This is a genomic window from Methylobacterium sp. 77, assembly GCF_000372825.1.
GTDB lineage: Bacteria > Pseudomonadota > Alphaproteobacteria > Rhizobiales > Beijerinckiaceae > Methylobacterium.
Genome location: NZ_KB910516.1, coordinates 3620446 through 3632760, shown reverse-complemented (window position 1 = coordinate 3632760; position 12315 = coordinate 3620446). Strand labels below are relative to the sequence as shown.

Genomic DNA, 12315 nt, shown 5'->3' with positions numbered 1-12315 from the left:
TCGTCGCCGACGCCGGTCAAACCGCCGATGCGCCGCCCCGTTCCGAAGCATGGTGCAAAGCAGCGATCACTCGTCCGTGCGGACGGCTTGTCCCCTGTCGATCGGCAGGCGGTCGCCCTTCAATTCGTCGGGGGTCGGCAGGCTGCGCACGTCCCAGCCTCCGCCCAGCGCGCGGATGAGGGACACCGCCGTGGTGAACCGGTTGAGCCGCACCTGCAACGCGGTCACCTCGTTGTTGAGCTCGAGCGCCTGGGCGGTGATGACCGTGGTGAAGTTCTGCGTGCCGGCGCGATACTCGTTGAGAGTGATCTCCACGGCGCGGCGGGCCGAGGCCACCGCCTCCTCCTGGGCCACCTGCTGGCGGGTGAGGATGCGCACGCCGGCAAGACCGTTCTCCACCTCGGCGAAGGCGGTCAGCACGGTCTGGCGATAGGTCGCGACGGTGACGTCGTAGGCGGCCCTGGCGATCTGCACGGCAGCGGTGCGGGCGCCGCCGTCGAACAGGGTCTCGCTTCCGGCGGCGGCCACCGACCAGACCTGGTTCGCCGCCGAGAACACACCGTTGCTGGTCAGCCCGGAAACGCCGCCCGAGCCCGACAGAACGAGGGTGGGGTAGAAGGCCGCCACCGCAACGCCGATCTGCTCGCTCTGGGCCTGAACCCCGCGCTCCGCCTGTGCGATGTCCGGCCGCCGCTCCAACAGGGCGGAGGGGATGCCGACCGGAACCGCCGGCGGCGTCCTCGGCAGGCTTCCCATCGGTAGGGACAGCTCGGATGGCGGGCGCCCGATCAGCGTCGCGATGGCGTGTTCGAACGTCGCCCGCTGCAGGCCCACCGCGATGGCCTGCGCCTGGGTCGACTGCACCTGCGTCTGCGCCGTGATCACGTCGGACCGGGCCGCCACGCCGGCACTGTACTGGTTCTCGGTGATGGCGAGGCTCTTCTTGTAGGCCTCCACCGTCTCGTTCAGCAGCTTCTGAAGGGAATCCTGGTAACGCAGGCTGAAATAGTTCGTGGCGACCTCGGACTGGATCGCGAGGCGCACGGCGGCCAGATCCGCCGCGCTCGCCTGGGCACTGGCGACCTCGCTCTCGATGTTGCGCCGGATGCGGCCGAACAGGTCGAGCTCCCAGGAGGCCTGGGCCTGGAGCGACACCGAGGTGCGCTCGGTCCCCAACGTCCGCGAGCGCGTGATCGTCGGCGCGCCGATCACAGTGGGATACAGCGCCGCGCGCGCCTGGGACACGAGGCCCCGCGCCTGGTCGTAGGTCGCCACCGAGACCCGCAGGCTCTGGTTGTCCACGTCGACGAGGCGGATCAGCCGGTCGAGGGCGGGATCGCGGAACACGCGCCACCAATCGCCGCGCTCGGCCCCGTCATTGGGTTGGGCCGCGCGCCAGCCCTTCCGGGTGGCGACATAGGCCGTGCTGTCCTCGCGCATTCCGCCGTGCTTGAACGCGAGCGGCGTCTCGACGGCGGGACGATAGTAATCCGGCCCGACCATGCAGCCTGCAAGGCTCGTGGCAAGGCTCGTGGAGACGGCAAGCAGGGCGAAGGTTCGGCGACATGCGCGGTCGCCCTCCCGCCTCCGTGGGAGAGAGCCGCGAGAGGGAAGCGCGGTGTCCGGAATGGAAGCCCCCTGGCCCGCCTGCTCCCTCCCCAGCGGAGAGGGGCGGGTCGCGCGCGGGCCGCCGAAGAACAGAATGCTCATTCGCCCGCCACCGGCAGAGCTGCATCCGGCACGGGCTTGGGCCGGCGGCGGAGACGGTCGAGATAGAGGTAGACGACGGGCGTGGTGTAGAGGGTCAGGAGCTGGCTCACGATCAGGCCGCCGGCAATGGCGATGCCCAGCGGGCGGCGCAGTTCCGACCCTTCGCCGCCGGCGAGGATGAGAGGAGCGGCGCCGAGCAGGGCCGCCAGCGTTGTCATCATGATCGGCCGGAAGCGCAAGAGGCAGGCCTCGAAGATCGCGTCCTTCGGCGAGGCCCCGCGCGTGCGCTCGGCGTCCAGCGCCACGTCGATCATCATGATCGCGTTCTTCTTGACGATGCCGATGAGCAGGAACACCGCGATGAGCGCGATGATGGTGAATTCCGTGCCCGAGACGAGCAGCGCCAGCAGCGCGCCGATGCCGGCCGAGGGCAGGGTCGAGAGGATCGTCACCGGGTGGACGAAGCTCTCGTAGAGGATTCCGAGGATGGTGTAGACGGCGAGCAGCGCCGCCAGGATCAGCAGCGGCTGGCGCGAGGACGAGGCCTGGAAGGTCTTGGCGGCGCCCGCGAATTCGCCGTGGATGGTGGCCGGCAGGCGCAACTGCGCCTCCGCTTCCTGGATGGCGACGGTGGCGTCCGACAGGCTCTTGCCGGGCGCCAGGTTGAACGAGATCGTGGTGGCCACGAACAGGCCCTGATGGCTCACCTGCACCGGCGCGTTGCCGGTCTCGACCCGCGCGAAGGCCGAGAGCGGGATCATCGTCTCCTTCGCGCTCGACACCGGCGCGCTCGACGAGGCCCCGGCCCCGCCCGCGATGGCATTGGAGGCGGCATTGCGGGCGGAATCGGTGGCGATCGACGAGGCCGTGGTCGCCGTCGCCGACGCGCCGGCCACGGTGCCGGCTACCGCGTTGGTGACCGCCGAACCGCGTGCCTTGCCGCCTGAGGTCGAGACGAAGACCGTCTTCAGCGTGTCGGGGCTCTGCAGGTAGCGCGGCGCGATCTCCATCACGACGTGGTACTGGTTGAGCGGGTTGTAGATCGTCGAGACCTGCCGCTGGCCGAAGGCGTCGTAGAGGGTGTTGTCGATCTTGTCCGGCGTGATGCCGTAGCGGTAGGCCGTGGCCCGGTCGATGACGAGGCGGCTCTCGAGCCCGCCCTCCTGCTGGTCGGAGGTGACGTCGGCGAAGACCGGGTTCTTCTGCAGCGCATCGACGAGCCTCGGCGCGGCGGCATAGAGCTCGTCGGCCGTGTCGCCCTGCAGGGTGTACTGGTACTGCGCGAAGCTCTGGCGCCCGCCCATGCGCAGGTCCTGGCGCGGGAACAGGAACAGCCGGGCCCCGGCCACCTGAGCGAGCTTCGGGCGCAGGCGTGTCATCACATCGGTGATCGAGGCCCGCTCGCCCCGTGGCTTCAGTCCGACGAAGACGTTGGCCGAGTTGGTGCCGCGCCCTCCCGTGAAGCCGACGACGCTGTCCACTGCCGGATCGGCCTGAACGATGGCGGTGGCCTGTTCCAGCTTCTGCTTCATCGCCTGGAACGAGATGCGCTGGTCGGCCTGGATGCCGCCCATCATCTGCCCGGTATCCTGCTCGGGAAAGAAGCCCTTGGGGACGATGACGTAGAGATAGACGTTGAGCCCGATCGTCGCGAACAGCGTGGCGAGGACGAGCCGGCGATGGTTCAGGGCTACCCTCAACGTGCGTTCGTAGGCGCTGAGGGTGCCGTCGAAGGCGCCTTCCAGCGCGCGGATGAGAAGATTGGGACGCTTTCCCTCAATGCTCCCATGCGCGCCCTCCCGCTTGAGCAGGAGGGCGCACATCATCGGCGTGGTGGTGAGCGAAAGCACGAGGGAGATCAGGATCGCCAGCGACAGGGTCACGGCGAATTCCTCGAACAGGCGGCCGACGAGGCCGCCCATCAGCAGGATCGGCAGGAACACCGCGATCAGCGACAGGCTCATGGAGATGACGGTGAAACCGACCTCCCTGGCCCCGATGAGGGCGGCCTCCAGCCTCGGCTTGCCGAGCTCGATATGGCGCTGGATGTTCTCGAGGACGACGATGGCGTCGTCGACCACGAAGCCGGTGGCGATGATGAGGGCCATCAGCGACAGGATATCGAGGCTGTAATCGAGGAGATACATGGCCGAGAAGGTACCGATGATCGAGATCGGCACGGCCACCGCCGGGATCAGGGTCGCCCGGCCTGAGCGCAGGAAGGCGAACACCACGACGATCACGAGGATCACCGCGATGACCAGCGTCTCCTCCGTTTCGGCCAGCGAGGCGCGGATGGTGGCGCTGCGGTCGCCGGTGACGGTGAGGTCGATATCGCCCGGCAGTGCCGCCTGGACCTGCGGCAGCGCCGCCTTCAGCGCCTTGATCGTATCGACCACGTTGGAGCCGGGCTGCTTGTAGATGAACAGGATCACGCCCGGCTTGCCGTTGACGAGGCCGAGGTTGCGCTTGTCCTCGACCGAATCCTCGACCTTGCCGACATCGGTGAGGCGCACGCCCGCGCCGTTGCGATAGGCCACGATGATGTCGCGGTAATCGGCCGCCACCCGGCCCTGGTCGTTGGCGTAGAGCTGATAGTGCCGGGTATCGGTCTCGATCGCCCCTTTGGGCGAGTTGGCATTGGCCGAGGCGAGCGCCGCGCGCACGCCTTCGAGGCCGATCCCGTAATGGTTGAGCGCGGTGGGATCGAGCTCGACCCGCACCGCAGGGAGCGACGAGCCGCCGATATCGACGTTCCCGACTCCGGGGAGCTGGGACATCTTCTGCTGTACCACCGTGGCGGCGGAATCGTAGAGCTGGCCCGGCGACAGGGTGTCCGAGGTCAGCCCGAGGATCAGGATCGGCGCGTCGGCCGGGTTGAACTTGCGATAGGTCGGGTTCGACCGCAGGGCCGTCGGCAGGTCGGCGCGCGCGGCGTTGATCGCCGCCTGGACGTCGCGGGCCGCCCCGTCGATGTCGCGGTTGAGGCCGAACAGCAGGATGATCCGCACCGTGCCGACGGAACTGGTGGAGGTCATCTCGCCGACATCGGCGATGATGCCGAGACGCCGTTCGAGGGGGGCCGCCACCGTCGTCGCCATGGTTTCCGGCGAGGCCCCGGCCATCTGCGCCTGGACCAGGATGACGGGGAAGTCGACCTGGGGCAGCGGCGCCACCGGCAGCTTGAAGAACGCGAAGATCCCCGCCAGCAGCACCCCGATGGTGAGCAGCGTCGTGGCGACCGGGCGCCGGATGAAGGGTTCGGAAACGTTCATGGGCGATCGCCCGTCGAGGGAGACGCCGTGTGTCCCAGCGGATGCGCCCTCACGGCGTCGCCTCCGCCGCCGTCGCCCCGCCACCGCCGCGCTTCGTGAACCGCCGTTCCAGGCGGTCGAAGGCCAGGTAGATCACCGGGGTCGTGAACAGGGTCAGCACCTGGGAGACGATGAGGCCGCCGGCGATGACGATACCCAGCGGCTGGCGCAGCTCGGAGCCGACGCCGGTGCCGAGGATGAGCGGCACCGCCGCGAACAGGGCGGCCAGCGTCGTCATCAGGATCGGGCGGAAGCGCAGGAGGCAGGCCTCGTAGATCGCGTCGCGCGGGGCCATCCCGTCCTCGCGCTCGGCCTGGAGCGCGAAGTCGATCATCATGATCGCGTTCTTCTTCACGATGCCGATGAGGAGGACGATGCCGATGACGCCGATGATGTCGAGGGGCATGCCGTAGAGCATCAGGCCGAGCAGCGCGCCGATCCCGGCCGAGGGCAGGGTCGAGAGGATCGTGATCGGGTGGACGAAGCTCTCGTAGAGCACGCCGAGCACGATATAGACGGTGACGATGGCCGCGATCACCAGGAAGAGCTGGTTCGAGAGCGCGGATTGGAAGGCGAAGACCGAGCCCTGCGGCACCACGCGGAAGCTCGGCGGCAGGTTGATCTCCTCGCGCGCCGCCTCGATCGCCTTCACCGCCTCGCCGAGCGCCGCCCCTTCGGCGAGGTTGAACGAGACGGTGGTGGCCGGGAACTGGCCGAGATGGCTGATGAGCAGGGGCGCCCGGCGCTCGCTGATCCGCGCCACCGCCGAGAGCGGCACCTGTCCCGAAGCCACCGTCGAGGACGGCAGGTAGATGCCGTTCAGACTGTCGAGGGTCTTGTGCAGGTCGGGATCGGCCTCGAGGATCACCCGGTACTGGTTCGACTGGGTGAAGATCGTCGAGACGATGCGCTGGCCGAAAGCGTCGTAGAGCGCGTTGTCCACGGTGGCCGGGGTGATGCCGTAGCGGCCGGCGGTGGGCCGGTCGATGGTGACGTAGGCCGCCAGCCCGTTGCCCTGGAGGTCGCTCGCCACGTCGGAGAGAAGCGGCGAGCGCTGCAGCGCCTGGACGAAGCGCGGCACCCAGGTCTCGAACTCGGCAAGGTTCGGGTTCTCGAGGATCACCTGGTACTGCGTCGCGCTCACGGCCGTGTCGATGGTGAGGTCCTGGACCGGCTGCATGTAGAGCCGGATGCCGGCGACCCCGAGGGTCGCTTCCTTGAGGCGGCGGATGATGGCGCTGGCGTCGGTGGTGCGCGCGTCATGCGGTTTCAGGTTGATGAGGAAGCGCCCGGAATTCAGCGTCACGTTCTGCCCGTCGACGCCGATGAACGAGGACAGGCTCGCGACGTCCGGGTCCTTCAGGACGATCCGGGCGAGCTGCTGCTGGCGATCGGCCATCTCGGCATAGGAGACGGTCTGGTCGGCCTGGGTCACGCCCTGGATCACCCCGGTATCCTGGACCGGGAAGAAGCCCTTCGGGATGACGACGAACAGGTAGGCGGTGAGCGCGATGGTGCCGAGGGTGACGACGAGCGTCAGCCCCTGGTGGTTGAGGACGACCCGTAGCAGGCGCCCGTAGCCGGCGATGATGCCGTCCATCGTCCGGCGGCCGGCGCGGGCGATGGCGCCCTCGCGGCGTTTCGCCTCCGGCGCGTGCTTGAGCAGGCGCGCGCACAGCATCGGCACGAGGGTGAGCGAGACCACCGCCGAGATCACGATGGTGGCGGCCAGCGTGATCGCGAATTCGTGGAACAGGCGCCCCACCACGTCGCCCATGAACAGGAGCGGGATCAGCACCGCGATGAGCGAGACGGTGAGCGAGATGATGGTGAAGCCGATCTCGCGGCTGCCCTTCAGGGCCGCCTCCATCGGCGAATCGCCTTCCTCGACGTGGCGGGCGATGTTCTCGATGACGACGATGGCATCGTCGACGACGAAACCGGTGGCGATGGTCAGCGCCATCAGGGAGAGGTTGTCGAGGGAGAACCCGTAGAGATCCATGATCGAGAGCGCGCCGATCAGCGAGAGCGGCACCGACAGGCTCGGGATCAGGGTCGCCGAGAGGCTGCGCAGGAACAGGAAAATCACCAGCACCACGAGGCCGATGGCCAGCGCCAGTTCCACCTGCACGTCGTGCACGGAGGCGCGGATCGTGGTGGTGCGGTCGGTGAGCGGCGTCACCGTGATCGCCGCGGGCAGCGTTCCCTGAAGCTGGGGCAGCAGCGCCTTGATCTTGTCGACGGTGGCGATGACGTTGGCGCCGGGCTGGCGCTGGATGTTGAGGATGACGGCGGGCGTCTCGTCCATCCAGGCGCCGAGCTTGGTGTTCTCCGGGCCGTTGACGACGTCCGCGACGTCCGAGAGCCGCACCGCCGAACCGTTCTTGTAGGCGATGATCGCCTGCTCGTAGGCCTTCGGATCACGGATCTGGTCGTTGGCGTTGATGGCGTAGGACTGGGTCGGCCCGTCGATCGTGCCCTTCGGCGTATTGACGTTGAGGTTGGTGATCGTCGTCCGAAGGTCGTCGATGTTGAGGCCGTAGGCGGCGAGCGCGCGGGAATTGAAGCGCACGCGCACGGCGGGGCGCTGGCCGCCGCCCATGCTGACGAGGCCGACGCCGGAAACCTGGCTGATCTTCTGGGCGAGCCGCGTTTCGGCGAGGTCGCGCACCTCGGTGAGCGGCATCGTCTTGGAACTGAGTGCCAGGGTCAGGATCGGCGCGTCGGCCGGGTTGACCTTGGCATAGACCGGGGGCGCCGGCAGGTCGGAGGGCAACAGGTTGCCGGCCGCGTTGATCGCCGCCTGGACCTGCTGCTCCGCGATGTCGAGGCCGAGATCGAGGCTGAACTGAAGCGTGATGACCGAGGCGCCCGCCGAGCTCTGCGAGGTCATCTGGTTGAGGTTGGCGAGCTGGCCGAATTGCCGCTCCAGCGGCGCCGTCACCGCCGAGGTCATCACCTCCGGGCTGGCACCGGGATAGAAGGTCTGCACCTGGATCGTCGGGTAATCCACCGAGGGCAGGGCCGAGACCGGCAGGTTGAGGTACGACACCATGCCGACGAGCAGGATCGCCAGCATGAACAGCGTGGTCGCGACCGGCCGCAGGATGAAGATGCGGGAGGGATTCATCGGACGGCGGCCGGGTCGGGCGCGCCGCCGCGTCGTCCCTCTCCCCGCCTGCTCGACAGGCTCTCGCTCCCGCCGCAGGGGGAGAGTGGTCTGGCGTTCGGATCGCTCACTGCGCGGCCGGCCGCTGGCTGCGGCGCTCGCGCTTCTGCGGGGGGCTTTCCGGGGGCGTGCCGGCGGCGGGCGTGGCCGTCGCCCCGTCCGGTGCCGCGGCCTCTCCGGGTGCCGCCGCCTGACCCTTGCCGCCCTCGGTGACGCGGACCTTGGCGCCGTCGCGCAGGCGGTCGGTTCCGTCGACGACGACCCGGTCGCCCACCGCCAGCCCCTTGGTGACGGCGGTGCGCGCGCCATCCGGCTCGCCCGGAGTGATCGGGCGGACCACGACCTTGTCGTCGCCGTCGAGCAGGTAGACGTAGGCGCCGGGCGTCCCGCGCAGGATCGCGGCGGTGGGGACGATGGGAGTGTCGCGCACCGTGTCCACGGTGAGCTTGGCATTGACGAACTGGTTCGGGAACAGGCTCTCGTCCTTGTTCTCGAAGAGCGCGCGCAGCTTCACCGTGCCGGTGGTGGTGTCGATCTGGTTGTCCACCGTCTCGAGGGTGCCGGTTGCGAGCACGTTGGCATCGCCCCGGTCATAGGCGGTCACGGCGAGTTTCGCGCCGGAGCGCAGGCGCCGCATCACCCGCGCGACATCGTCTTCGGGCAGGGTGAACACCACCGAGATCGGATGCAGCTGCGTCACCACCACGATGTTGGTGGAGGCGGCGGTGACGTAATTGCCCTGATCGATCTGGCGCAGGCCGACGCGGCCGTCCACCGGCGAGATGATGCGCGTGTAGGCGATGTTGAGCTTCTGCTGGTCGACCTGGGCCTGATCGATGGCGACCGTGCCCTCGTTCTGCTTCACCAGCGCGCCCTGCGTGTCCACGTTCTGCTTGGAGATCGAGTCCTGCAGGCTGAGGCGCTGGAAGCGGGCGAGATCGAGCTTCGAGTTCTGCAGCAAGGCCTGATCGCGGGCGAGCTGGCCCTGATACTGGGCGAGTTGTGCCTCGTAGATGCGAGGATCGATCTGGGCCAGGAAATCGCCCTTCTTGACGGTCTGGCCCTCGCGAAAACCGATCTCCATAAGGTAGCCGCTGATCTGCGACTGGATGGTCACGGTGGCGAGCGGCGTCACGGTACCGAGACCTGACAGCACCACCGGGATCTCGCCGCTCGAGACCGTGGCGATGCCGACCGCCTGGGGCATGTCGCCGGAGCGACCGCGGGCACCCTTGCCGCGCGCAGGCGCGCCATCCGCGCCGTTCTCCGTCCCGGTCTTCGGCGCGAGATAGAATTTGTAGCCGGCGGCTCCCGCCCCCGCGAGGAGAAGCAACAGGATGAGCCATGTGCCCGCACGGCTACGCCGGCGCGTCGGCACCTGGGTATCCGGTCTGAATTCCCGGGCCGTTTCGGTCCGGATGGGCGATTGTTCGTTCATGCCTCGACGATCCGGCCGCTCGTTTCCGACCGGCGCTGCGTAGTGTGGACGAAATGGAGATGCGAGTCCCGGCGAAACAGGGGGCGCGACGACCTCGCACCGGCACGAAGACGGCGGACCGTCCCGAGGGCGTCGCATGGAAGCCGGAGGGCTTGGCCTGTCGGTCGATCGCTCAGCATCGTCGCCAGCTGTGGCGGGTTATTGCGACGCCAGTGCGGCGCGGAGGTTTCCCGGCTGTTTCTGCGGCCTCGAACCCGGATATTCCGACGGGTTCAGGGCAGCGGCTTCGACGGGTAGGCGTCGACCACCGCGCGGTAGGCCGCGTCCGGCGGCGTCACCGGCACCGCGAGGCGCAAGCCCGCTCCCGCCAGGGCGACGAGGATGGCGAAGGCACAGCAGGCGCGGGTGCTCAAGGGACTCGTCCTTATGATCCGGAAAAAAGGTCGCTAACGCCACGCACCCCAAATCACAAGCGGAACGCAAAAAGCCGCCACTCGGCGAAGAGTGACGGCCTTTTACTTGGGAGATCGAGTTCTTGGGGGGATCAAGTTCTCAAGAGATATCAGCGTCTTGGGAAGGACCGGAGCGGCACGTAGCCAAACAGAAACGAGGGGGCGGTGTTCCCGTCTGGCGACGACCGCTCCGGCCATGTCGAGAAGGTACGTTACGTCTGATGAATGTCAACAATCGTCAGGCCCGGCCTACGATGTCCGAAGAAGTGGAGTGCTATCGCGCACATTCTCGGCGCCTCGTTTCTCGACCCGAAACGCCCGTGCTACCGAGGCGGGACCGTCGCCCGTTGACGAGCGGAGCCTGCCCGAAATCCCGCCCGCTGCGAGCGTTGTCCCGGATGAGTTCCGCCCGATGAATCCCGTCTTCGCCGATCTTCCCAATACCGTGTTCGACGTGATGTCGGTGCTGGCGCGCGAGCTTGGCGCGATCAATCTGGGACAGGGCTTTCCCGACGATCCCGGCCCGGCGGACGTGCGTGAGAAGGCGGCCGAGGCCCTGCGGGACGGCTACAACCAATATCCGCCGATGATGGGCCTGCCGGTCCTTCGCCGCGCCATCGCCGCGCATTACGGGCGCCACCAGGGCCTCGATCTCGACCCCGATACGGAGGTCATGGTCACCTCCGGCGCCACCGAGGCTCTGGCCGCGAGCCTGCTCGCCCTGGTTTCGCCCGGAGACGAGGTCGTGCTGTTCGAGCCGATGTACGACGCCTACCTGCCGATCATCCGGCAGGCCGGCGGCATTCCGCGCTTCGTCACCCTGCGGCCCCCGCATTTTCGTCTCGACGAGGCGGCGCTGGCGCAGGCCTTCACCGAGCGCACCAGAGTCGTCGTGCTCAACAACCCGCTAAATCCCACCGCGACGATGTTCCGCGACGACGACCTCGCGCTGCTGGCGAGGTTTTGCCAGCGCTTCGACGTCACGGCGATCTGCGACGAGGTATGGGAGCACGTCACCTTCGACGGGCGCCTTCATCGCCCGCTGATCGGGTTTGAGGGCATGCGCGACCGCACCGTGAAGATCGGTTCGGCCGGCAAGATCTTCAGTCTGACCGGGTGGAAAGTCGGCTTCGTCATGGCTTCCCCACCCCTGCTCAAGGCGGTTTCCAAGGCGCATCAGTTCCTCACCTTCACCACCCCGCCGAACCTGCAGGAGGCGGTGGCCTACGGTCTCGCGAAGGACGAGGCCTATTTCCTCGACATGCGGTCACGGTTCGCCTCCTCGCGCGACAGGCTGAGCGCCGGCCTCACCGAACTCGGCTTCTCCGTGCTGCCGTCGCAGGCGACCTACTTCCTCACCATCGATATCGGCGCATTGGCGCCGAGCCTCGGTTTCGGGCTTGGTCGCGATGGCGAGGCGGACGACGTCGCCTTCTGCCAGGCCCTGGTGCGCGAGCACGGCGTCGCCGCGATCCCGATCAGCGCGTTCTATGCGGAAGGAGCGGTGCGCACCCTCGTCAGGCTGTGCTTCGCCAAGCAGGATGCGACCCTCGACGCAGCTCTCGACCGTCTCTCCGGCTTGATGCGGGGGCATACGCGGTGAAAAGGAACGGCGCATGAGGCCGGCTGGCCGGATGAGCCCACCGCTTGCGGGAGGACGGGGGCAGGGCCACATCTCGTACCATGACCACGACGCGCATCCCCCGGAGCCCCGCCATGGCCTTCAACGACGTCGTCTTTCCCGCCCGCGATATCCCCGGCAGCGATTTCGGCCAGCGCAATCGCGACTCGAGGGCGACGCAGTTCCGCGCTCGGCCCGACAGCCGGGAGGCGGCGCTCCTGCGCCTGGAGCAGTTCGCCCATCTCATGGACACGGCGTTCGTGATCCCCGGCACCAACCGGCGCGTGGGGTTGGATGCCGTGATCGGTCTCGTGCCGATCATCGGCGATGCCGCGGGCATGCTGCTCGCCTCCTATATCGTCTACGAAGCACGCCGCCTCGGCGCACCGAGATGGCTGCTCGCCCGCATGGCCATGAACGTGGCCTTCGACGGGGTCGTCGGCGCGGTCCCGCTGGCCGGCGACATCTTCGATGCGGCCTTCAAGGCCAATCGTCGCAACGTCCGCCTGCTGCGCCGCCATCTCGAAAAGACCGGCGGCCTGCGGCCCAACGAGATCGAGGGAACGGCCGTCCGTCTCGACGGCTGACGCGCAATCCAATAGGGGCGGTCT

The 12315-nt window shown here is 68.1% G+C and carries 7 protein-coding genes; 2 read left to right on the top strand and 5 right to left on the bottom strand.

Features of this window, described 5'->3' with window-relative positions:
* Positions 1 to 66: 66 nt before the first annotated feature.
* The 5 genes from A3OK_RS0117245 to A3OK_RS24395 form a co-directional block, all read right to left on the bottom strand.
* Entirely contained in the window at positions 67 to 1710 is a 1644-nt protein-coding gene (locus A3OK_RS0117245; RefSeq protein WP_155912067.1) for an efflux transporter outer membrane subunit, read from the bottom strand.
* A complete protein-coding gene (locus A3OK_RS0117240; RefSeq protein ID WP_019906137.1) occupies positions 1707 to 4985 on the bottom strand; it encodes an efflux RND transporter permease subunit in 3279 nt (1092 codons plus the stop codon). The genes A3OK_RS0117245 and A3OK_RS0117240 overlap by 4 nt, the downstream gene beginning before the upstream one ends.
* Before the next feature lie 49 nt (positions 4986 to 5034).
* Positions 5035 to 8154, bottom strand: a complete 3120-nt coding sequence (locus tag A3OK_RS0117235) for an MdtB/MuxB family multidrug efflux RND transporter permease subunit (RefSeq protein WP_019906136.1) — start codon at positions 8152 to 8154, stop codon at positions 5035 to 5037.
* Positions 8155 to 8260: 106 nt separating this feature from the next.
* Positions 8261 to 9631, bottom strand: coding sequence for an MdtA/MuxA family multidrug efflux RND transporter periplasmic adaptor subunit (locus A3OK_RS0117230; RefSeq protein WP_019906135.1), 1371 nt, complete (start codon positions 9629 to 9631; stop codon positions 8261 to 8263).
* Positions 9632 to 9903: 272 nt separating this feature from the next.
* Positions 9904 to 10044, bottom strand: coding sequence for a hypothetical protein (locus tag A3OK_RS24395; protein WP_019906134.1), 141 nt, complete (start codon positions 10042 to 10044; stop codon positions 9904 to 9906).
* 451 nt (positions 10045 to 10495) lie between these two features.
* On the opposite strand from A3OK_RS24395, the gene A3OK_RS0117220 reads away from it, so the two are divergent.
* Positions 10496 to 11686: an aminotransferase gene (locus A3OK_RS0117220; RefSeq protein ID WP_019906133.1), complete on the top strand. Its 1191-nt coding sequence runs from the start codon at positions 10496 to 10498 to the stop codon at positions 11684 to 11686.
* A gap of 113 nt (positions 11687 to 11799) precedes the next feature.
* Positions 11800 to 12291 (top strand): DUF4112 domain-containing protein, encoded by a 492-nt coding sequence (locus A3OK_RS0117215; protein WP_019906132.1) that lies wholly within the window; start codon positions 11800 to 11802, stop codon positions 12289 to 12291.
* The last annotated feature ends 24 nt before the right edge of the window (positions 12292 to 12315 follow it).